General features: G+C 41.0%; 17 protein-coding genes. 5 read left to right on the forward strand and 12 right to left on the reverse strand.

Annotation, left to right across the window (positions count from 1 at the left end; genetic code table 11):
* Positions 1-37 precede the first annotated feature (37 nt).
* The 10 genes from ADHAQ_RS0121755 to ADHAQ_RS27450 all read right to left on the reverse strand — a co-directional run bounded on the left by ADHAQ_RS0121755 (position 38) and on the right by ADHAQ_RS27450 (position 13,418).
* Positions 38-370 (reverse strand): phage holin family protein, encoded by a 333-nt coding sequence (locus ADHAQ_RS0121755; protein WP_026464725.1) that lies wholly within the window; start codon positions 368-370, stop codon positions 38-40.
* 72 nt (positions 371-442) lie between these two features.
* Positions 443-1,552: an agmatinase family protein gene (locus ADHAQ_RS0121760; protein WP_026464726.1), complete on the reverse strand. Its 1,110-nt coding sequence runs from the start codon at positions 1,550-1,552 to the stop codon at positions 443-445.
* Positions 1,553-1,867: 315 nt separating this feature from the next.
* Positions 1,868-2,497, reverse strand: coding sequence for a chemotaxis protein CheC (locus tag ADHAQ_RS0121765; RefSeq protein ID WP_034257002.1), 630 nt, complete (start codon positions 2,495-2,497; stop codon positions 1,868-1,870).
* 36 nt (positions 2,498-2,533) lie between these two features.
* A complete protein-coding gene (locus ADHAQ_RS0121770; protein ID WP_026464728.1) occupies positions 2,534-4,186 on the reverse strand; it encodes a chemotaxis protein CheA in 1,653 nt (550 codons plus the stop codon).
* Between the two features lie 18 nt (positions 4,187-4,204).
* The gene (locus ADHAQ_RS0121775) at positions 4,205-5,293 is read right to left on the reverse strand and encodes a chemotaxis protein CheB (protein WP_026464729.1); all 1,089 of its coding nucleotides are present in this window, start codon (positions 5,291-5,293) and stop codon (positions 4,205-4,207) included.
* Positions 5,294-5,347: 54 nt separating this feature from the next.
* The gene (locus ADHAQ_RS0121780; protein WP_026464730.1) at positions 5,348-5,719 is read right to left on the reverse strand and encodes a response regulator; all 372 of its coding nucleotides are present in this window, start codon (positions 5,717-5,719) and stop codon (positions 5,348-5,350) included.
* Between the two features lie 44 nt (positions 5,720-5,763).
* Positions 5,764-6,282 (reverse strand): chemotaxis protein CheW, encoded by a 519-nt coding sequence (locus ADHAQ_RS0121785; protein ID WP_026464731.1) that lies wholly within the window; start codon positions 6,280-6,282, stop codon positions 5,764-5,766.
* Between the two features lie 5 nt (positions 6,283-6,287).
* Positions 6,288-11,792 (reverse strand): HAMP domain-containing protein, encoded by a 5,505-nt coding sequence (locus tag ADHAQ_RS27880; RefSeq protein ID WP_084523940.1) that lies wholly within the window; start codon positions 11,790-11,792, stop codon positions 6,288-6,290.
* 106 nt (positions 11,793-11,898) lie between these two features.
* Positions 11,899-12,645: a ParA family protein gene (locus ADHAQ_RS0121795; protein ID WP_026464732.1), complete on the reverse strand. Its 747-nt coding sequence runs from the start codon at positions 12,643-12,645 to the stop codon at positions 11,899-11,901.
* A 293-nt stretch (positions 12,646-12,938) separates the two neighbouring features.
* Positions 12,939-13,418 (reverse strand): SixA phosphatase family protein, encoded by a 480-nt coding sequence (locus tag ADHAQ_RS27450; protein ID WP_051360094.1) that lies wholly within the window; start codon positions 13,416-13,418, stop codon positions 12,939-12,941.
* A 158-nt stretch (positions 13,419-13,576) separates the two neighbouring features.
* On the opposite strand from ADHAQ_RS27450, the gene topA reads away from it, so the two are divergent.
* Positions 13,577-16,006, forward strand: a complete 2,430-nt coding sequence (gene topA, locus ADHAQ_RS0121805; protein WP_026464733.1) for a type I DNA topoisomerase — start codon at positions 13,577-13,579, stop codon at positions 16,004-16,006.
* A gap of 116 nt (positions 16,007-16,122) precedes the next feature.
* Positions 16,123-16,818: an SIR2 family NAD-dependent protein deacylase gene (locus tag ADHAQ_RS0121810; RefSeq protein ID WP_026464734.1), complete on the forward strand. Its 696-nt coding sequence runs from the start codon at positions 16,123-16,125 to the stop codon at positions 16,816-16,818.
* Between the two features lie 8 nt (positions 16,819-16,826).
* On the opposite strand, the gene ADHAQ_RS0121815 is transcribed toward ADHAQ_RS0121810, so the two are convergent.
* Entirely contained in the window at positions 16,827-17,906 is a 1,080-nt protein-coding gene (locus tag ADHAQ_RS0121815) for an o-succinylbenzoate synthase (protein ID WP_026464735.1), read from the reverse strand.
* Positions 17,907-18,060: 154 nt separating this feature from the next.
* Here ADHAQ_RS0121815 and ADHAQ_RS0121820 point away from each other — a divergent pair, with 154 nt between their 5' ends.
* From ADHAQ_RS0121820 to ADHAQ_RS26705, 3 genes are all read left to right on the forward strand, one after another.
* A complete protein-coding gene (locus ADHAQ_RS0121820) occupies positions 18,061-19,155 on the forward strand; it encodes a pyridoxal phosphate-dependent aminotransferase (RefSeq protein WP_026464736.1) in 1,095 nt (364 codons plus the stop codon).
* Positions 19,156-19,226: 71 nt separating this feature from the next.
* The gene (locus ADHAQ_RS0121825; protein WP_026464737.1) at positions 19,227-20,561 is read left to right on the forward strand and encodes an MATE family efflux transporter; all 1,335 of its coding nucleotides are present in this window, start codon (positions 19,227-19,229) and stop codon (positions 20,559-20,561) included.
* A 69-nt stretch (positions 20,562-20,630) separates the two neighbouring features.
* Positions 20,631-21,206, forward strand: coding sequence for a DUF922 domain-containing protein (locus ADHAQ_RS26705; RefSeq protein ID WP_051360095.1), 576 nt, complete (start codon positions 20,631-20,633; stop codon positions 21,204-21,206).
* Between the two features lie 44 nt (positions 21,207-21,250).
* On the opposite strand, the gene ADHAQ_RS0121835 is transcribed toward ADHAQ_RS26705, so the two are convergent.
* A complete protein-coding gene (locus ADHAQ_RS0121835; protein WP_026464738.1) occupies positions 21,251-22,798 on the reverse strand; it encodes an FAD-dependent oxidoreductase in 1,548 nt (515 codons plus the stop codon).
* Positions 22,799-22,840: the final 42 nt, after the last annotated feature.

Genomic DNA, 22,840 nt, shown 5'->3' on the forward strand with positions numbered 1-22,840 from the left:
AAATCGGGCTTTTTCTTTTTCTATCTTACTATTAAAATTAACGAAACATATCTATAATGGATGTTATTACAGAAAGAATCAAGCTAAAGATCAAGGCCCAAAAAAAGCCATTAACACTAAAGCCAGCTAGTAAAAAATCTGCCAGCAAAATAATCACTGCGTTAATTACTAATAAAAAAAGGCCTAAACTTAATATAGTTACCGGAATGGTTAAGGCTACCAAAACTGGCCTCACAATAGCATTTAAAATAGCTAACACAACTGCTAAAAGTATGGCACTGGTAAAACCAGCTATTGTAACACCAGGCAAAATATAGGCCGCAATCATAGCTGCCAGACCTGTTAATACTATTTTTATAATAAATCCCATAGCTATATTTATTTCAGATCAATTTAGTAAATGATTATAAAGATTAGCTTTACGGAATCTTGCTAAAAGCGGCTATTTCTCCGGTACTGAATAACCACTAGCCACTAATTTCCTCTGCGATACCGCCATCCAGTTACACAGTTTATATAATAACCGGGCCCCCACGTTTCCATTCCAATCCGAATCGCCTGGCGCTACTTCGCATAAATCAAAACCAATTATTTCCCGGCCAGAACGTACTAAAGCTTTAATCAGGTAAATAGCTTCTTCGAAGGCTAAACCACCAGGTACCGGTGTGCCGGTAGCCGGGCATAGTTTCGGATCTAAACCATCAATATCAAAACTAATGTAAACCTTTTGCGGCAATTGGGCTATTATTTTTTTGCATTGTTTCTTCCAGGAATCACCTTCGTACATGTCTTCTTTTAGTACCGCATCGTAAAAAGTAGCAATACGCCCGTTAGATAACCGAACTAATTCTGCTTCTGATTCAGCCATATCCCGGATACCTACCTGAACCAATTTTTTAACTTGTTTTAGTTTCAGAGCATTATACATAATAGAAGCATGAGAATACTCAAACCCTTCATATGCCACACGTAAATCAGCATGCGCATCTATTTGTAAAATACCAAACTCTTCGTTTCTTTCAGCCAAAGCATGAATCAGACCTAATGGAGTACTATGATCTCCACCAATTACGCCAACTAATTTTCCGGCAGCTAAATGATTAGCCGCTTTGGCTTTTAACCACTCCAATAATTCCTGACCTTTACCCGTTACAGTTTGTAACAATTCGCCAACTGTTTCCTCGGATAAATCTGTTCCTCCGCCTTCTAACCAAGTGATGTAATTTTCTGCTTTATGCCGTAGGTCGGTGCTGGTTTGCAGCCATTCTTCTGAAATTTCTTCCATAGCAATTCCCAACTTCCACGCATGTTCTATGGCTGGCTCAAATAAATCTAACTGAAAGGAAGCTTCTTTTATAGCTTGCGGACCATAAGCAGTACCGGCATTATAAGATACAGTTACTTCCCAAGGGACTGGTATCAGAACCACTTCGGCCTCTTCTACGGAAAATGGTAACCCGTAAATTCCACTGGTGGTATTTCCTACACCACTCGGATCAAAGGCATCAATTTTTTCTTGTTTGCTTTTTGCAAATGCTGACTTATCGTCCATAAAATGAGTAATAATTTTTCGCTAAATATAAGGATTGGGTAATATCCGGAGGGTTTTTATAAATTTATTTCCAGAACAAATTTCTGGAAAAGATACTTAAATATGGTGGGTTTTACTTTATTTTAAAAGTGATAGTTTTTTGCCAGGACCTTATCAGGAAACATACTTCTATGCTTTGGCCGGTGTATAATGCCAGCATCAGCTAACCTACAGCAATTTTTTAATTCGTGCGTTATTGCTGCAGGCAACAAAATATTAAAAAGTAAGCGCTGCTAATATTATAATATTTAAACCAAATGCTTATACCTTCCTATTTTAGTTTAATTCATAAAAATTATAGGATCTAATTATATCCAAAATTTTAGTAAATGTCTGGGTATCAAAAAATAAAAATAACGGTAGTTCAACCATTTCTTCAAAATTAGTAAAATGGGTAATTACTGTAAAAATGATCGGCTGAAAAATAGGACTATTCGAAAAGACATTTTTAAGCGAATCGGCTAAAGCTCCTTTTTGTGGGTGAGACGGCGGAGAACCATATATATCAGCCTTTAAAATATTTGCCAACTGCGTCACAAAAGCGCCGGTAATAATATTGCTGATTTCCAGGAGTAATGATTCCTGCATTTCGTTTAGAGCGTTTTCGTAAGGAAGCTCCATATACAAACAAACCTGGGATAGCTTTTCAATATGTTTAGCTGAGAAAACCATTAAAGTAGTGCCATTAAAGTCGCCTTTAATATCAGATTGAATGATTTCATGGGTTCGTTCAAATTTCTTTAAAATCTCCAATACTTCATTCGCATTGATTAGCTCCATATCGGGCACCTTAAGTAAAACCCTATCCTTAGAAATGGAGGCAAAAGAATCAGCTGCCCGGGCCAAACCTATATTCAGGATTTCCTTAATAATGTCTTTCTCTAAATCGCTAATTTGAAGTTCCATGTACAACTCTTTAAATAAAGGTAATTAGCCCGGTTCCTATTTTTTAGTTAAAAAATAACGCGTTATCGCCGGTACATCTAATACTAAGCAAACCTTACCCGAGCCTAACAGGGTTACCCCTCCGTAAATCTCGATGGCATCAACTGGTTTGTTTAAAGGTTTTACCACGATATCCTGCTGCCTGAAAAGCTTATCTACTATCAGACCTAATTTTCTATTATTATATGTAACAATTATTATATTCTGAACCAACCCTTTTAAACGGCTTTTACTTCCCAAATCCATTGTTCCAGGATCACCATTTAAAAATTCGTTCAGGTAAATAACTGTAATGGTTTCATTTTTTATTTCAGCCACCAAAAGGCCGCCAATCTCATGCAATTCAGAAGTCTCAAAAGCCACTACCGAATCGGTATGCATGAGCGGAATAGCGTAAAAATTTTCGGCTACTTCAAACAGCAAAGCTCCTTTAACGGCTATAGAAGTAGGTAAATGCAAGGTAAAGGTGGTTCCTTTGCCTTTTTCCGAATCTACCCGAATCCGACCGCCAATAGAATCAATAGCATTTTTCACCACGTCCAGGCCAACCCCGCGCCCAGAAAATTCAGTAATCTCTTTGGCCAATGAAAACCCTGGTTCAAATATGTAAGATAAAGCTTCCGAGTCTCGTAAATCTTTTACCACGTCTGCCGGTAAAAAACCTTTCTGCACAATACCGCGTCTTACATCTGCTAAGTCTATTCCCTTTCCATCATCCCTTAATTTAATCTGTACCATCTCCCGGTCGCTCTGGGCGGACAAGGTTATATTACCTACTTTGGGTTTTCCAACTTTTTCGCGTACATCGGCCGGTTCTATACCATGCGAAATGGCATTCCGCATAATGTGCAATAGTGAATCCGTTATTATCTGGAGGATGTTCCGGTCTATTTGAATATCCTGTCCACTTACTTCCAGGTGAATGTCCTTTTTCTCAGCAACTGCTATATCCCGGACAATGCGCGGAAATTTATTAAACAAAGAACCTATTGTTACAAGCCGCGCATCCATTACACTGTACTGCAAATCTTCAGTAATGCGGTAAAGGTGCGCACTTACAGCAGCCAGGTCCGAGTGATTCAGTTCTTTACTAATGGATAGAATCCGGTCCCGGTCTATAATTAACTCCCCCACCAGGTTTAATAAATGATCCAGTTTTTTAATCTGGATATAAACCAGGTCCGAGAGGGTAATATTTTTTGCATTGATATATTTAGCTGAACGGGAAAGCTCTTTTTGTTTATCGCCACCATTTTCCTGTTCATTGGCATTCTCAACTACTAATTCCAGGTTCCGGATAATATTCTCATCCGCCACCTGGTAGCCTTCATTATCAACGTTGTTGATTAATTCTCCTAATAAATCAATTCCGTCGAATAAAACTGTAACGGTTTCGTCGGTAAAAGCTAGCTCTTTGTTCCGGATCAGTTCAAAGGCAGTTTCCAGCTTATGCGATAAATCCGAAATCTGAATATACCCGATAGCTTTGGCATTAGCCTTCATATTGTGCAATAACCGGAATATTTCAGCAAGCAATCCATCATTATTAGGATCTTTTTCCAGCTCGCTGATATGGCGGTTTAAAGCATCATAGTACTCTAGCGCTTCGGCAATAAATATTTCTTTATATTCTTGTTCTCTCGATTTCATTCGTATTTACCGGAGCGCTTAAATCCGATGATATTCTGCAAACCTATTTATATATTCAGGTATTTGCGTTAAACTTATCACTTTTGAAATATAGCCTTTATCAATCGCAGACTTGGCCATTCCAAAAATGGCAGAAGAAGCTTCATCCTGGGCAACGGTTTCTCCTCCCTTGCCAATGATAGCTTTAGCTCCGGCGGTACCGTCCTTTCCCATTCCGGTTAAGATGACCCCTAAGGTATTAGCCCCTGCAACTTTTGCTACAGATTTCATTAATAAATCCACCGACGGACGATCAAATTCATGAGACGGCTCCAGAGAGAAATCCACTCGTAAATCTGTTTTAATCCCCATATGTCGGTTTACAATCATATTTTTATCTCCTGGTGCTACAATAATTTTTCCTGCTTCTAACCGTGTACCCGTTTTACCTTCTACCACCTTTAAGGCAGTAAGGCCTTTAAGGCGTTGGGTAAATGTCCTGGTAAATTTGCCAGGTAAATGCACTGCAATCAAAACGGCGGAGCTTAAATCAACCGACAAATCTTTTATTATGGCTTCCAGAGCCTTTGTTCCGCCAGTAGAAGCTCCCATTACTACATATGAACTCGGATTCAGAAACCTTGCAGTATTTCTATTTATTACAGAAGCATCCGTTACTCGTTTACCAGTACCTGCCTGATATATTTGTAATTGCTCGTGTTTTATATCCATTACTGCCCGCACTTTCTGGATTATTTCATCCTGAATTTTCCGAAACTGAGGAAATCCAGTATAACTGGAAATGTGCACAAAATCGTAAACACCCACTTTCAATGCTTCAAAAATAAAATCCTCCGGCAAGTTTTCTGTTCCTATAATTCCTAAAATAGGCACCTTAAACTCCTGCTGGATTCTTCGAAAAGTAAACATCCTGCTGTTTTTCGGCAGATGGTAATCTGCAATAACCAAATCAGGAGTATGCTCTTTAATTTTCTGAAGTAACTCTTCCCCGTTCTCAGCAGTATCCATAACTTCCAAGTCTACTTCTGTATTTAGTATATCAGAAAGTACCAACCTTGAAAAACTGGAATAATCAGCTATAATTATTTTAATCTTCTTTATAACCAAACCTTACTATCACGCTACTGCTTTATTATCAAGAAATGTCCTTAGCTAAAAGGGTTAGGCATTTTCCTTTAAAGCATTTCCAACCACTTCCAGCACCTTATCTTCAGAAAAAGGTTTTACGATATAAGCCAATGCTCCATGATCCATGGCTTCAGTTACAATAACTTCCTGACCAACGGCACTCACAATTATTACCTTCATGTCAGGCTGATCCTTTTTGATTCCTTTCAATACATCCAATCCGGTATTATCTGGTAAAATTACATCCAGGGTAACTAAATCAGGATTGGTTTCTTTGGCCATTTGTAAGGCGGTTTGCCCATTAGGCGCCTCTCCTACCACTTCATAACCAGCGTCAGTTAGCATGTTTTTCAACATGGTTCGCATGTAAAATGAATCATCTACAATTAATATTCTCTTTTTCATAATTTTATGTATGCTATAATCTGAAGATGCTTTGTACCTTAAAGTTATTCTTTAAGTTGCTGAACTTCTTCACTGGTTAAAATTTTAAATATATCAAGAACAATAATCAAACGCCCCTCATGCTTTCCTATTCCTTCAATGAAGTTATCATTAATGTTGATGTCCTGAATAAAGGCAGGTGCTTTATCTATTCGGGAAACCGGGATAGATAAGGACTGCGGCACATCCCGCACAATCAAACCAATAGTATAATCCTTCGCTTCCAGAGCAAGGGTATAAGTTTTTTTAGGTTTCAAAGAATCATATTCCTCTACTACCGGAGTTATTTTAAACCGTTCCTCCAGGTCCATAATGGCAATAATATCGCCGCGGATATTAGCAACACCCTTTATAAACGAAGGAGTTTTTGGCATCCGGGTAATTTCAGGCGTAATGGTTACTTCTTTTACCTGCTCTATCCGGATACCATATTCTTCGCTGCCCAGTTTAAATACTATTAAATGTATAACCGGTTCCACCACCAAATCCCTTCTGCCTGTAGTAGCTTCTTCTTCCTTTGCCATGCTGGTTATTTATACTTAGCTCCCCCTTTTTTACCCGAATCTTTTTTAGCATCCTGTGCATCAGGTCCCGGCGTTGGTGCCTGTACAGAAGGCGGATTAGGAACCTGCGAAAGAGGAATATTTTTAGAGGTACTTCTAGGTTCAGGTACACCTGGCATTCCAGGACGGTTCATTTCCGGAGCCCGAACATCCACTGATCTACCAGAAGCCCGATAGTTGGACATGGCAGACATTTTCCGGAATGTTTTACCTTGTGGAATGTAACTTCCGTTTAAAAGTTTAAAGGCTGAGATTCCTTCCTGTAAGTCTTCTGCAATTTCATTCAACTGCTGGCTGGATGCTGTTAACTCCTGCATCGAACCAGATAATTGTTTGGCAGTACTTGCAACCTGTTGCGTACCTGATGCTGTTTGTTCAGCAATTGCTACCACTTCTTCTACATACTTAACTACATCTCCAATAGAAGATTTCTGCATTTCAGTAGCAGTTAAGATATCCTGTGAAGAACGTAAGGTTTCACCACTGGAAGTCGCAATATTCTTAAAGGCTCCGGACGCTTCAAAGGTTGCATTCTTACCTTTTAATACCCGACCCTCCATCGTAGAAATTGCAGCTGCGGCAGAAGAAGTATCTTTTTTAACATCTTCTACCAGAGTAGCAATTTCACTTGCCGATTTTCGGGATCCCTCGGCCAGTTTCCGGATTTCTTCGGCTACTACCGCGAAACCTCTACCGGCTTCGCCCGCACGAGCTGCCTCAATGGCCGCATTCAAGGCCAATAAGTTGGTTTGTGCTGCGATATCTGTAATTACACCCAATGATTTAGAAATTTCCTGGGAACGGGTACTTAATACTTCAATGGTTTTGGCCGTTAAAGCAGCAGCAGTAGAAATTTCTTCCATGTTTTTCACCACCTCAGCCACAGTTTTCAAACCTAATTGGGAAGTTTCCTCACCCATAATAGCTGATTTGTTTACCACATCCGCTTTATTAGCAGTTTCCTTGGTCGCTTTCATGATTTCCTCAATCAGCTTAAAGGCCTGATCCGTTTTTAACGCCTGGTTCTGAGCACCTTCTGCCATTTGTTGCATAGCTAAGGCCACATCTACGGTTACCCGGCTCATTTCTAAACCTTTAGCAGCCATTTCTTCTGACGAAGACCCAACTACTAAAGAGCTATCATTGATTTCTCCTAATAAGGAATTCAGGTTATCAACCGCCAGGTTTAGTGCATTGGCCATCGCTAAAATATCACCAGCGGTGTGTATCTCTACTTTTTGGGTTAAATCACCTTCCGAAATAGACCGCACCACTCTGGATACTTCCAATACTGGCGTTACAATAGACTCTAACAGGTCATTCAGGGTATCAACCAGTTCCTTCCAGCTTCCGCCTACTCCATGTACTGTGGCACGCTCTGTTAATTTTCCTTCTACCCCTGCTACTCTTGCTACCCGGCTTACTTCACCTGCTAAACGGTTCAGGTCATCCACCATCCGGTTAATAGTATCTGCCAGGTCGGCTACCTCGCCTTTTGCTTCCAGCGTTAACTTCTGCGTTAAGTCGCCTTTTGATACAGCCGTTACAACTTTTACAATTCCGCGAACCTGGGTTGTCAGGTTACCAGCCATTATATTTACGTTATCAGACAAGTCTTTCCAGGTACCGGCTACACCCTGTACATTGGCCTGACCGCCCAATTTACCTTCGGTACCCACCTCACGGGCCACGCGCGTTACTTCCGAAGTAAAGGAGTTCAGTAAATCCACCATGGTATTAATGGTGTTCTTCAGTTCCAGAATTTCACCGCGGGCATCAATCGTAATTTTCTTGGAGAAATCTCCAATTGCCACCGCAGTGGTTACTTCGGCAATATTACGTACCTGACCCGTTAAATTACCAGCCATCATATTTACATTGTCGGTCAGGTCTTTCCAAACGCCACCCACACCTGTTACTTCCGCTTGGCCGCCTAGTTTACCTTCGGTACCTACTTCACGTGCCACCCGGGTTACCTCACCAGCAAAAGCGTTCAGCTGATCTACCATGGTATTTATGGTATTCTTCAGCTCTAATATTTCCCCTTTTACATCAATGGTGATTTTTTTCGATAAATCTCCGGTAGCTACCGCAGTGGTTACATCTGCAATATTCCGTACCTGCGTGGTAAGGTTACCCGCCATCAGGTTTACGTTATCGGTCAAGTCTTTCCAAACTCCGCCTATTCCTTTAACATCAGCCTGACCGCCTAGCTTACCTTCGGAACCTACTTCACGCGCTACCCGGGTTACCTCAGAAGCAAAAGCGTTTAGTTGGTCCACCATGGTATTGATGGTGTTCTTCAGTTCCAGAATTTCACCACGGGCATCAATTGTAATTTTTTTAGATAAATTACCGGTTGCCACTGCCGTGGTTACCTCAGCAATATTACGTACCTGGCCCGTTAAGTTACCAGCCATGTAGTTTACATTATCGGTTAGGTCTTTCCAAACCCCGCCTACTCCTTTTACATCGGCCTGACCACCTAGCTTACCTTCAGTACCCACTTCCAATGCTACCCGGGTTACCTCCCCGGCAAATATATTCAGAGAATCCACCATCCGGTTAATATTCTCTTTCAGATCAAGAATCTCGCCGCGGGCATCAATGGTAATTTTCTTAGATAAATCCCCGTTAGCAACCGCAGTAGTTACCTCAGCAATATTACGCACCTGACCGGTCAGGTTAGAGGCCATAATATTTACATTGTCGGTTAACTCCTTCCAGGTGCCCCGAACTTTGGGCACATTGGCCTGGCCGCCCAGTTTACCTTCAGTACCTACTTCACGAGCCACCCGGGTTACCTCATCCCCGAAAATGTTCAGGGAATCCACCATCTGGTTCAGGTTTTCTTTCAGATCTAAGAATTCACCGCGTACTTCCACGGTGATTTTCTGGGTTAAATCGCCCCGCGCTACAGCCGTAGCTACTTTGGCAATGTCCCTGATTTGTGAGGTCAGGTTGCTGGTCATGGTATTAACGTTATCGGTTAATTCCTTCCAGGTACCTCCTACATTTGGTACAATTGCCTGGCCGCCCAGTTTACCTTCGGTACCTACTTCACGAGCCACCCGGGTTACCTCATCCCCGAAGATATTGAGGTAATCCACCATTTGGTTAATATTATCTTTCAGCTCCAGAATTTCGCCCCGGGCATCAATGGTAATTTTCTTCGATAAGTCGCCATTGGCTACTGCCGTGGCTACTTTAGCAATATCACGCACCTGACCGGTTAAATTACCAGCCATTATGTTTACGTTATCAGTTAGGTCTTTCCAGGTACCAGATACGCCCTGTACTTCGGCCTGGCCTCCCAGTTTACCTTCGGTACCTACTTCCCTTGCTACCCGGGTTACTTCCCCGGCAAAGGCGTTCAGCTGATCAACCATCGTATTAATGGTATTTTTCAGTTCTGATATCTCACCACGGGCATCAATGGTAATTTTCTTACCTAAATCGCCGGTGGCAATAGCAGTGGTTACTTCGGCAATATTCCGTACCTGGCCCGTTAAATTACCGGCCATCATATTTACATTGTCGGTCAGATCTTTCCATACACCGCCAACACCTCTTACTTCGGCCTGGCCGCCCAGTTTGCCTTCAGAACCTACTTCCCGCGCCACCCGGGTTACTTCAGAAGCAAAAGAGCTTAACTGGTCAACCATGGTATTTACAGTATTTTTTACTTCCAGAATCTCCCCACGTACATCAGCGGTAATCTTCTTAGACAAGTCTCCGGTAGCAATGGCTGTGGTTACCTCGGCAATAGAACGCACCTGCGTGGTAAGGTTACCGGCCATAATATTTACATTATCGGTCAGGTCCTTCCAAACTCCGGCCACATCCGGCACATTGGCCTGGCCACCCAAAATACCTTCGGTTCCTACTTCGCGCGCTACCCGGGTCACCTCCCCGGCAAATACATTTAACCGGTCCACCATGGCATTCATGATGTTTTTCAGATCCGCCAATTCGCCTTTTACCTCAACCGTAATTTTTTGATTTAAATCTCCACGGGCCACAGCAGTAGCTACATTGGCAATATCCCGTACCTGAGAGGTAAGGTTAGAAGCCATGTAGTTTACATTATCGGTCAATTCTTTCCAGGTTCCTTCCACACGCGGCACATTGGCTTGTCCGCCAAGTTTACCTTCGGTTCCTACTTCACGTGCCACGCGGGTTACCTCGTCCGAGAAGATATTCAGGGAATCCACCATCTGGTTCAGAATATCCTTTAACTCGGCAATCTCACCCCGTACGTTAACGGTAATCTTCTGCGTTAAATCGCCTTTCGCTACAGCCGCCGCCACATTTGCAATATCACGCATTTGTGAGGTCAGATTGCTGGCCATGGTATTTACATTGTCGGTAAGTTCTTTCCAAACGCCACCAACGTTAGGCACCTTTGCCTGGCCACCCAATTTACCTTCGGTACCTACTTCCCGCGCTACCCGGGTTACTTCATCCCCAAAGATGTTCAGCGAGTCCACCATGAAATTGATGTTCTCTTTTAATTGCAGGAATTCTCCTTTTACATCTACCGTTACCTTTTGCGTCAGGTTACCCTGCGCAACTGCGGTGGATACTTTGGCAATATCCCTTACCTGAGCAGTAAGGTTACCAGCCATTATATTTACATTGTCTGTTAATTCTTTCCAAACCCCGGCTACGTTCGGTACAGAAGCTTGCCCACCCAGCTTTCCTTCTGAACCTACTTCCAGCGCTACCCGGGTTACTTCCCCGGCAAATAAGTTTAGGTTATCAATGGTTCGGTTAATGGTCTCGGCCATTACTTTAAAGTCGCCCGATACCGGAATCTGGAATGTTTCATCCAGGTTTCCGCGGGATATATTTTTAAGTACTTTACCTACCTCCAATACCGGAACAGCAATCGAATCAACCAGACCATTGATATTATTAATCATGTCTTTCCAGAAACCGGAGGCATTCTCAGCCGATGCCCGCGCTTTCAGGTTTCCTTCTACTCCGGCAACTTTAGAAATACGCGACACTTCGCCCCCTACGCCCCCTATCATCTCCACCATGGAGTTATAAGCTTCGGCGATATCAGCAAAAATATCATTGTTCTGCTTTGTTAACCGGACGGACACATCACCCTTTTTGAAAGCATCCAGGGCGTATAATACCCGGTTCAGCTGATCATTAATATAAGGGTTATCTAATGACGCACTTTTGGTAGTATCAGGAGCAGCTGGTGCTGATACCGGTTTTTCTTCTTTTCTTTTTTCAGAAACAGATTTAGCTGAACCTGACTCCCCCACTGGCAAGGCACCAACCTTTTTGCCATTTTTCTTTGGCAGATCAGCCGGCTCCGGAGTAGCCTCTGCTGCCGGTGTGGTTACCGGTTCTGGCACCACTTTCCCTTCTGCTGGTTGCTCAGGCGGATTGTTATTTTCCGCTTGACCAATCAGTTTGTCTTTGTTCAACTTCATGTTTTTTCCTAAAGCCATAACTTGCGCTCTATATTAAAATATACTGGGTGGATCTATTAATTAAACCCCGAAGGATCTGTTTTAACTCTAATGTATAACAATAAAAAACGAAAAATTCCGGTGCTTATTTTACCAGAAATTCCTCGGCTAAGGCCATATAATCTTTGGCTCCGTTGGATGCCGGATCATAATCGATTACACTTTTCCCGAATGATGGCGCTTCAGCTAACTTTACATTTTGCCGGACACGCGAAGAGAAAATGTATTCATCCACATTTTCCTGCAAGTATTCTTCCACTTCTAAACTTAATTTCCGGCGCTTATCATACATAACTACCACAATGCCTTTTACCCGTAATTTTGGGTTGAACGCTTTCCGAACCTGAGCGACAGTGTTTAATATTTGATTAAGACCTTGTAAGGTTAAAACTTCCATTTGTAAAGGAATCAGCACTTCCTGAGAAGCCGCCAGGGCATTAACCGTAAGTATAGAAAGTGAAGGCGGACAATCGATCAGAATATAATCAAATCCTTTGGCATCAGCCAAAATATTTTTTAAAAAGCTTTCCCGCTTTTCCTGCGTTACTAATGAAATTTCAATATCCACTAGTTCATTGGATCCGGGGGCAATACTAAGGTTTCCTTGATGAACCAGAATATCAGCTAATTGTTTTGTTCCGGTAAAAACATCTGCTAACGTAACAGCAGGTTCTGTTACGCCCAAGGAATAAGATAAATTAGCCTGTGGATCTAAATCGACCAGCAATATCTTTTTGCCTAACTTACTTAATGCACTTCCTAAATTTATTGTGGTAGTAGTTTTACCTGTGCCTCCTTTTTGATTTATCACAGATATTATGGTTGCTGCCATCTATTAGATAGAAAAGTTGTCGTGATGTTATGTTGCTCTTTATTTCCGGATACTATACTATAAAATGTTACTAAAATCTTACTACAAATTTTGAATATTCACACTTTGGCTCAAAATCAAATATTCATTTTCTGTTTAATATTACATAAATATTTTCGAATTCAGCAACTGTATTTAATAAGTACCTATAAATCAAAATAATATTTTATTTATATATACTGTATTACTTTTTTACCACCCGTTCCCTTTTCCTTTCCTGCCCTAATTATTTTTTGACAAAAAACTCCGGCACTTTAAAAATTAACTTTTAACTTGAAATCAGAAACCTCTATTTCAAACCAATCATGAGTTAAAAAAGTAAAATAATTTACCCCGGCAGTTGGCACATACAGGTTATTATCATTATTTAATTTACTGCTTACCTCCGAAACAGCCGGATTATGTGCCACCACTACAACCGTATTCCAGTGGGGAGCCAACTGAGCAAGAAACCGCAAAAGAGTGGCTGTTGCACAATTATACAGCTCTTTTACCGAATAGATCTGATGCAATGGTAAACCAAGACCAGAAGCTAAAATGCGAGCTGTTTCTGTTGTTCTTACCGCAGCACTACTAACAACCGCATCAACAGGTAAACCAAAATTAGCCATCCATTGGGCTGCTGTCTGAGCCTCAGAAATACCCTTCGCAGAAATATTTCTATTAGAATCTGTTTGTCCTGTTATGGCCAGTAATGCGTCAGCATGGCGGCAAAGAAAGAGGTTTTTAGGCATAAATCTAATTAACAGGATTTATACGTATATATAGAAAAAAGTTACGTAAAAATTGGGGTAAACGAACTTTCCAAAATTAGTGAGAGTTGTTTTATTAGAAAAAAATTACAAATCTTGGAGAAAATTTGGCAAAATAGGCCAGGTTATATAGCAGCAGAATGATTAAAAATTTAGTAATTGTTGAGTCACCGGCCAAAGCAAAAACTATTGAAGGCTATTTAGGAAAGGATTTTGTGGTGAAGTCCAGCTTCGGACACGTGCGCGATTTGCCTAAAGATAATAATGCCATTGATATAAAAAATGGTTTTAAACCTACCTATGTAGTTTCTGAAGATAAAAAAGAAGTTGTTTCTCAATTAAAAAAGCTTGCTAAGGAGGCCGAAATGGTATGGCTCGCATCGGATGATGACCGTGAAGGTGAAGCTATTTCCTGGCACTTATCTGAGGCTTTAAACCTAAATGACGAAAAAACCCGCCGGATTGTTTTTCGGGAAATTACTAAAAACGCTATTCTTAATGCGATAGAATCACCGCGTAAAATAGATATAGATCGGGTTAATGCGCAGCAAGCCCGTCGGGTATTAGATCGTTTGGTAGGTTTTGAACTCTCTCCTATTCTATGGAAAAAGATAAAAACCGGCCTTTCTGCTGGTCGGGTGCAATCCGTGGCGGTGCGATTGGTTGTGGAAAGAGAAAGAGAAATTGAACGCTTTAAAGCAGAATCGGCCTACAGAATTGTTGCCTACTTACAAGTAGATGGCAAAAAACTGGAAGCAGAATTGCCTTCCCGTTTTAAAACGCAGGAAGAAGCGCAGTCTTTTCTGGAGAAATGCAAAGGGGCTACTTACACCATTGAAAACCTAGAGAAAAAACCTACTAAAAGAAGTCCTGCCGCACCTTTTACTACCTCCACCTTACAACAGGAAGCCAGCCGCAAACTGGGCTTTTCGGTAGCGCAAACCATGACGGTAGCACAAAAGTTATATGAAGCCGGTAAAATATCGTATATGCGGACCGACTCTACTAATCTATCTCAAGATGCCATTAATGGAGCCGCTGCCGAAATTGCCAGCTCTTTTGGGGATAAATTTGTAAAAACCCGTCAATATCGCACCAAATCCAGTTCAGCGCAGGAAGCCCACGAAGCTATCCGGCCAACCGATTTTAGTGCAAAAGATGCAAGCTCCGACAGAAGTGAACAGCGCTTGTATGACCTTATCCGGAAACGGGCCATTGCTTCCCAGATGGCGGATGCAGAGATTGAAAAAACAACGGCTACCATTGGTATTTCCACTCAATCATCGGCTAAATTAATAGCTACCGGTGAGGTCATTACTTTTGAAGGCTTTTTAAAAGTATATATTGAGTCTAAAGACGATGGCGAACAGGATGACGATGTGCAGGGAATGTTGCCTCCTTTAGCAATTGGTCAGACGTTGCAATTAAACCGGATGCAGGCTACCGAAAGGTATTCACGTCCTGCACCCAGGTATACCGAAGCAAGCTTAGTTAAGAAACTGGAAGAAATGGGTATTGGCCGCCCTTCTACCTACGCTCCTACCATTTCTACCATTCAGAAACGGGGCTATGTTGAGAAAGATAACCGTGAAGGAAAAGAACGGGCTTACAGGGTTTTAACCCTGGCTGATGATTCCATTGCTACCGAAACCAAAACCGAAATAACCGGCGCCGAAAAAGCTAAGTTATTTCCAACGGATATGGCTATGGTAGTAAACGATTTCCTAAAAGATTACTTCCCTAATATTATTGATTATTCTTTTACGGCAAAAGTAGAAGAAGAATTTGACCAGATTGCTGCCGGCACCCAGGATTGGGACAAAATGATAGGTAATTTCTATGGCAGTTTTCATGAAACCGTAGAATCCAGTCAGAATATTGATCGGTCTACAGTGGGTGGAGCCCGGGAGTTAGGAGCAGATCCGCAAACAGGTAAAAAAGTAATTGCCAAACTAGGTCGGTTTGGGCCTTATGTACAGCTAGGCGAGGAAAATGAGGAAACTGGTGAAAAGCCTGTTTATGCCAGCCTGCGGAAAGGGCAGTTTTTAGAAAGCATTTCAATAGAAACTGCTTTGGAGCTCTTTAAATTACCACGCGTTGCAGGCACTTTTGAAGAAAAAGATATGACAGCCGCCATTGGCCGGTTTGGTCCGTTTATCCGGCACGACAATAAATTTTTTTCGTTGCCGAAGACGCTTGACCCGTATACTGTAACAGCTGAAGAGGCTATTGAGCTTATACAAGCCAAGCGCAAAGCGGATGCAGAAAAACTTATTAAATCCTTCGAGGAAAACCCGGAAGTACAAATATTAAATGGCCGTTTTGGTCCATACATTTGTGTAGGCAAAAAGAATGTTAAAATACCTAAAGGAAAAGAACCAAGTGAACTTACCTTAGAAGAGTGTTTAACTTTAGCCGAACAAACACCCGATAAACCTGCCCGGGGCGGATTTAAAAAGAAGGCTGCTTCGAAAGAAACTGAAAAAGAGGCCACACCAGCTAAAAAGAAACCAGCTGCAAAAAAAGCCACTACTGCTAAAAAAACTACAGCAGCCGCTAAAAAGAAATAATTCCTAAATCTTAGGATAAATCTGAATTTGAAAAACGCCTTTACCTTTTATATTTTCTAGTCGGAAAAGTAAAAGGTAAAGGCGTTTTTTATTCTCTTACCTTATGTTATCGCTTCATGGAAAAGAAAAAAATTGTAATACTTACAGGGGCTGGCATAAGTGCCGAAAGCGGTATTGCTACCTTTAGAGATGCTAATGGTCTGTGGGAAGGACACGATGTAATGGAAGTGGCCTCACCGGAAGGCTGGCGAAAAAATCCGGATCTGGTACTTGAGTTTTATAACCAGCGGAGAAAAAATGCCCTGGATGCCAAACCTAATCCTGGACATTTTGCGCTGGCGCAACTAGAACAAAAGTATGAGGTTACCATTATTACGCAAAATGTAGATAATTTACACGAAAGAGCTGGTTCTACTAAGGTTATTCATTTGCATGGCAGCTTGTTTCAATCCCGGAGTACTATCGACGAAAACTTAGTTTATGATATTAATGGCTGGGAATTGAATGCTGGCCACACTTGTGAAAAAGGTTCTCAACTAAGGCCTAATATCGTTTGGTTTGGTGAATTGGTACCTCTCATGGAATCATCTATCAAAGAAACACAAGAAGCTGATATATTTATGGTAGTAGGAACTTCCTTAGTAGTTTATCCGGCTGCCGGCCTGGTACATTATGTTTCAAAACAGGTACCGGTTTACGTCATAGATCCCCATTTGCCCGAAATAACCAAGCAACCCAACTTACATTTGATACCTGAAAAAGCTGGAGTAGCCTTACCGGACTTAGTAACAAAGTTATTATTAGCTGCTTAACTGGAGATTTAAAATTCCAGCGACCATTTGGCCATTGATTGGTAATAAAGTTCTCCCTGATATATGAATAGCGGAGAAGTAATATTATTATAATATAACTGCCCGGTACCAAGGCCTTGTTGTAGTTTTATGGGATATTGCGCCGTAAACTGACTTATGGCATTCAGGCCAATATTAGATTCTAAGGCAGAAGTAACCCACCAACCAATTCTTCTTTCTTCTGCCAAGCTAATCCATTCAGCCGAAGCTTGTAAGCCTCCTATTAAGGTAGGTTTCAGGATGATATACTGCGGCTGAATAAAATTCAGCAGCTCTACTTTACAGCTTTTCTCTGAAATACAAATAAGCTCTTCGTCCAAGGCTATGGCAACCGGCGATTCCTGGCATAAACTTTTCATTAATTCAGCCTGCCCCTGCTTTATAGGCTGTTCAATAGAATGAATATGAAAGGCTGCCAACTGCTCTAATTTTGGTAAGGCATCTTGTGGGTTAAAAGCCCCATTAGCATCTACCCGAATAATTAGCTCAGCTGCTGATGCCACAGCCCTAATAGATTTTAAAATTGCTAATTCGGTATCAAAATCTAAGCTTCCAATTTTTAATTTTAAGCAGGAATACCCTTCGTTTAGCTTTTTACTAATTTGCTCCTTCATAAACTTTTCATCTCCCATCCAAATCAGCCCATTTATGGGAATACCAGCTTCACCTTTTGAAAAGCTATTCTGGTAAAGCATCCGGTTGCCGCCTGCTTCATAATCCATTATGGCCGTTTCAAGTGCAAAAATTAACGAAGGATATTTATTGTATTTTCCGCTATTTAATATTGATTTTAAGGCAACAAGGCCCGATATAGTCAATTCTTTATTTAAGTCTGCGACCAAAAGGCTTAGGGTATGGTTAAAGCCTGCATGGTGCTCCAAACTTAATCCTGGTAAAGGTGCGCACTCTCCTATTCCAAATATATGGGGCATTTCAGAATCTGCTAACTTTAGAAAAAACACCTGGTGTTGCTGCATAGCCCCGCGGGAAGTACGGGCACTAAATTTAAATTGCAGGGTATGAGGTATTATTTCTATTTGCAGGGCCATAAAAAAATGATAAAAGGTTTATGAAGAACAAAGATAAGTTGCCTTTTCAGATAAACTATTGCCTATTTACTTTCTGCTGAAGCTTCGGATTTTTCTTTGAAATTAAATTAAAATTTTATCTTGCCCTTAACATTCATCTCACTACTATATAAAATTGGAACTTATAAGTTTAGCCTCCGGAGCCTCTTATTTTCATACTCCATCAGTAGCCAGCCAGGTTGCCATCAAAGGAATTCAGGAACATAAAACATTTTATGGCTCTCCGGAAGGCACTTTGGCATTACGCCAGGCAATAGTAAACCGGTATAAACAAGTAAATAATGCCTCGGTAAATTTAGGTCAGGTGATTGTAACTCCGGGTACTAAACAAGCCTTATACAATATTTTACAGGCAATTCTGCAACCAGGAGATGAAGTAATAGTACCCATACCCAATTGGGGAGGCTTATATCAGGTGCTGCAGCATTTAAAAGCTAAAATTGTTTTGCTTCCAACATCACCGGAAGATGGATATACCATAAATCCCGAAGCACTTGCCTCTTTAATTACTGCTAATACAAAACTATTTTTATTCACCAACCCTAATAATCCTAGCGGGCGCATATACAACAAAACAGAAATAAGCCAGTGGCTTGAAGTATTAGATAACCATCCGGAAGTTTATGTTTTATCCGATGAGGTATATGATTTGGTTACGTTTGAAAAGTCTATACCTTCTTTATATGAATTCGAGGATAAATTCAACCGGTTTTTGGTAGTAAATGGATTCTCTAAATCCTTTGCCATGACCGGGTGGCGCTTAGGATATTTAATTTGCCCATTAGAACTATCCCAAAAATGCATTGAATTTCAACATATTATTTATGGCAATGTGCCCGAATTTATCCAGGATGCTGGAGTAGCAATTTTGGAAAACATATCCGCCGTGCAAGCTCCAATTTTTACTGCTTTAAAAGAAAACAAACAGCAAATGGAATTGTTTTTAGTAGACCAGCACATACCTTATTTCAAATCAGAAGCCGCTTATTACTACTTTCCTGATTTATCTGGATATTTGAATGATGTTGTTCCAGACAGCTATCAATTAGCTGATTACTTGAAACGTAATTATAAGGTAGAAATATTACCTGGCGATTTATTTGGAGCGCCAGGTTTTGCCCGACTTTCCTTTGCTATTCAGAAAAACAAATTAATAGAAGCTCTTAAAAGACTTCAGGAAGCATTTACACAAATTAAAAATCTTTCTTAACTGCTTTTATTTATCCGGATAACCATTGAGAACCGTAAAGGTCCTTACCTTTGCAGGCCTAAATTGAACCTATGATTTCCGAGGATTATAAAAAGCATTTTAAAGCTAATTTCCGTTTGGCCTTCCCAGTTATTCTTAGCCAACTTGGCCATATAATGGTTAATGTTGTAGATAGCATGATGGTGGGTCAGTTAGGAACAGTACCTTTGGCGGCGGCTTCTTTAAGCAACAGCATATTTACGGTTATTCTGGTTTTCGGATTGGGTATTTCTTACGGTATTACGCCCCTGGTGGCGGCGGCGGATGGCCGAAAAAATAAAAACCGTATTTCATTATTGCTTATTAATGGGGTAATGGTGTCTGTTATTACGGGTGTTATTTTATTTTTAGCTGGTTACTTACTTTCGCCTTATTTATATTTTTTAGATCAACCTGAAGCAGTAGTTGCCCTTACCATTCCTTATTTAAATATCTGTTTCTTTTCTTTGATACCACTTATGGTTTTTCAAGGCTTTAAGCAATTTGCAGAAGGGCTATCGCTCACCAAGCAATCCATGTACATCTCGGTTTTTGCTAATGCCCTGAATATTATTGGCAACTACATACTTATTTATGGTAAATTCGGCGCACCAGCCTTAGGATTTATTGGCGCAGCCATCTCTACGCTATTGGCCCGGGTAATTATGGCGGGTATCATGGGCATTTATATTCTTTATTCTGAAGAACTTAAGCCTTACCGCCTGCATTGGGAAAGGCAGTTTATTTCTATGCTATACATGTTCCGAATAGTGAAATTAGGGTTCCCTATTTCTGTGCAGATGCTATTTGAAATGGGTGCCTTTAGTTTCTCAGCGGTCATGATTGGGTGGTTAGGTGCCAAAGAATTAGCCGCGCATCAAATTGCTATTAGCATTGCTTCTGTTACTTATATGATGGCAAGTGGAATTGCGGCTGCCGCTACCATCCGGGTAGGAAACCTCTTCGGACAGGGATATATCTCTGAAATGCGCAGTGCTGGCTTTATAAGCTTTATAATGGCAGTAGCTTTCATGTCTGTATGCGGTTTAATTTTAATTATTGCCAAGAATTTTATTCCTCAATTATATATTCAAGATCAGGAAGTAATTACCCTTGCGGCCGGATTACTTATAATAGCTGCCTTATTTCAGATTTCGGATGGTGTACAAGTTGTAGGGCTGGGCGCTTTAAGAGGATTGGAAGATGTTAAAGTACCAAGCATTATTTCGCTTTTGGCCTATTGGGTATTAGGCCTTCCAATGGGATACATTTTATGTTTTCGGTTAGGGTTTGGGGTTAACGGCATCTGGACTGGCTTATTAGCAGGCCTTTCATTAGCAGCCTTGCTTATTTTTCTTAGATTTAAAAAATTAAGTTTAGTGAAGTGAATTTAAATATTCTGGATTTTGTAGTAAAAGTAACGAAGAAACCACCTCTAAATCCAGATTGTATATTTAATGTTTACGCAGATTCTTGTTCTGTTTTTATTCTTAACTAACCTATCTAATCTAAAAACAGAGTCCCCAGTTAGTACCACTAAAACCGATGAAAAAGGATTAATCTGGCAGGAAAACCGCCGGTTAACCTGGGATGATTTTAAATCAGAAGCCGATGGCAAAGATCCCTTGCACGCTATGACCTCCACCAATTTAGATGTGCGGGCCAACTGCTATGGAAATACTCTCCGGTACGAGGTTAAATGTGTTTTTGTAACAAACGATTCCTGGACAAAAAACAAGCAGTCGCAACGATTGCTGGCTCATGAACAATTACACTTTGATTTAAGTGAAGTACATGCCCGGCTACTGCGGAAAAAATTAAGTCTGTTAAATGATTTTTGTGGCTCAAAAAGAACAGGTTTAGATAAAGTAGTTGACCAGGCCTTTGCCGACTGGAAGAAAGAGCAGGATGTTTACGACCACGAATCCAAACACGGTTTAAACCGGGAAAAACAAAAAGAATGGGAAGATGCTATCGGGCAACGATTAAATGCTCTGGCTGCTTATTCTTATAAGGAACCCGCCATTCAGTAATCAAAAAGGGCTGCTAATAATTTAGCAGCCCTTTTTGATTATGCCTACTCGGGTTTACCTAAACCTTTAATAGCAGGACCAGAAAGTACTTCGCCTGTAGCATCAAACCTGGATCCATGGCATGGACAATCCCAGGTATTTTCTACTTCGTTCCAATTTACGATACAACCCATATGGGAGCACACCGCCGACATTTCGTGTTTCTGCCCCAGAGCATCACAATATACGGCTACTTTATTTATACCGCGCCTGATCACCCGGCCTGTTCCGGGCATAATCTCGGAAGGATCAGTCACTTCTCCTGGGGTAACCCAATCTTTATATTGGGCAGCAACATTTAAATTTTCCTTCAGAAATTCCGGAGCAGATTTAACCCTTATTCTTCCAGGATCATAAACATTGGCCCATGCATTTGGGCGGCCCATGATTAAATCAGTAATTAAAACTCCAGCAATGGTGCCGTGCGTCATTCCCTGACCAGAATCTCCGGTAGCTATATACACATTGTCTTCTCCCGGATTTTTGCCTATATAAGCTACATAATCGGTTGGCTCCATTACCTGACCAGACCAGCGATAAACCACATCGCCAGCCATGGGTAATTTTTCCCTTACCCATTCTTCTAAACATTCAAGCCGTTCCTGTTCATTTTCTTCCTGCCCTGTTTTGTGGTCTTCTCCTCCAACAATTAATAGATTATAAGCATCTTCACCCGATTGTAAACTATCCGGGTGCGTATCTTTTACTAACCTAATATAGTGGTAAGGTTCAGAATCGTCCCAATATAATCCGTTAGGAATTGTTCCTGGTAATACTTTGAAGCCAATTACATAGGTGCGGTAAGGTGCTTGTTTGGTATGAATAGCGACTGTATCATTAACCGGCGAATTAGTGGCAACTACTACCTGTTTTGCGGTAACCGTAAAACCACCACTTGTTCTAACAATATGATCTAACCCTTTTTCAAAAGAAATCACATGCGAATCGGTAAAAATTTTGCCTCCTTTAGCTAGTAAAGCATGACTTAAACCAACTAAATACTTCAACGGATGAAAAATGGCCTGATCCGGAAAGCATAAACAAGGCCCGTTAGATAAGGATGGAATGGGTGTATTTTTTAATTTAACGAGGTTTGCAAAACCTAATTGTCTGGCGGCAGCCAGTTCTTTATCTAGCTGATCTTCGGTACTGCTGGGTTGTAAAAACAGGTAACCGTTTAACCGTTCAAAATCGCAATCAATATTTTCTGTTGCACAAATTTCTTCTATTTTTTTAATGGCATAGGTGTGGCTTTCAGCCAAAATCCGGGCTTTTTTTTCACCTATTAAATCTACCATTATGTGGTAGCGGTCATCAAACGCATTAGATAAATGTGCTGTTGTCCGGGACGTTTCTCCACTGCCAATTCCTTTTGATTCTAACACCACCACCGATTTCCCTTCCTGAGCTAATAAATAAGCAGTAGTCATTCCGGCTATACCAGCACCTACTACACAAACATCGCAGGTTAAATCCTCGGTAAGGGCGGTTGTTACGGGAAATGTAGTGCCGTGCATCCAAGGCGATAAGGTACTTCCTGTATTTTTTTTCATAGTTTTTGGGTCTCAAATAAGATCAGGCTATTAAACTTAGTA

Origin of the sequence: Adhaeribacter aquaticus DSM 16391, assembly GCF_000473365.1 — a bacterium.
Taxonomy (GTDB): Bacteria; Bacteroidota; Bacteroidia; order Cytophagales; family Hymenobacteraceae; genus Adhaeribacter; species Adhaeribacter aquaticus.

Coding starts and splice junctions, on each gene's coding strand:
- ADHAQ_RS0121755 (WP_026464725.1), bottom strand. CDS start 370: ATGGGATTTATTATAAAAATAGTATTAACAGGTCTGGCAGCTATGATT.
- ADHAQ_RS0121760 (WP_026464726.1), bottom strand. CDS start 1,552: ATGGACGATAAGTCAGCATTTGCAAAAAGCAAACAAGAAAAAATTGAT.
- ADHAQ_RS0121765 (WP_034257002.1), bottom strand. CDS start 2,497: ATGGAACTTCAAATTAGCGATTTAGAGAAAGACATTATTAAGGAAATC.
- ADHAQ_RS0121770 (WP_026464728.1), bottom strand. CDS start 4,186: ATGAAATCGAGAGAACAAGAATATAAAGAAATATTTATTGCCGAAGCG.
- ADHAQ_RS0121780 (WP_026464730.1), bottom strand. CDS start 5,719: ATGAAAAAGAGAATATTAATTGTAGATGATTCATTTTACATGCGAACC.
- ADHAQ_RS0121785 (WP_026464731.1), bottom strand. CDS start 6,282: ATGGCAAAGGAAGAAGAAGCTACTACAGGCAGAAGGGATTTGGTGGTG.
- ADHAQ_RS27880 (WP_084523940.1), bottom strand. CDS start 11,792: ATGGCTTTAGGAAAAAACATGAAGTTGAACAAAGACAAACTGATTGGT.
- ADHAQ_RS0121795 (WP_026464732.1), bottom strand. CDS start 12,645: ATGGCAGCAACCATAATATCTGTGATAAATCAAAAAGGAGGCACAGGT.
- ADHAQ_RS27450 (WP_051360094.1), bottom strand. CDS start 13,418: ATGCCTAAAAACCTCTTTCTTTGCCGCCATGCTGACGCATTACTGGCC.
- topA (WP_026464733.1), top strand. CDS start 13,577: ATGATTAAAAATTTAGTAATTGTTGAGTCACCGGCCAAAGCAAAAACT.
- ADHAQ_RS0121810 (WP_026464734.1), top strand. CDS start 16,123: ATGGAAAAGAAAAAAATTGTAATACTTACAGGGGCTGGCATAAGTGCC.
- ADHAQ_RS0121815 (WP_026464735.1), bottom strand. CDS start 17,906: ATGGCCCTGCAAATAGAAATAATACCTCATACCCTGCAATTTAAATTT.
- ADHAQ_RS0121825 (WP_026464737.1), top strand. CDS start 19,227: ATGATTTCCGAGGATTATAAAAAGCATTTTAAAGCTAATTTCCGTTTG.
- ADHAQ_RS26705 (WP_051360095.1), top strand. CDS start 20,631: ATGTTTACGCAGATTCTTGTTCTGTTTTTATTCTTAACTAACCTATCT.
- ADHAQ_RS0121835 (WP_026464738.1), bottom strand. CDS start 22,798: ATGAAAAAAAATACAGGAAGTACCTTATCGCCTTGGATGCACGGCACT.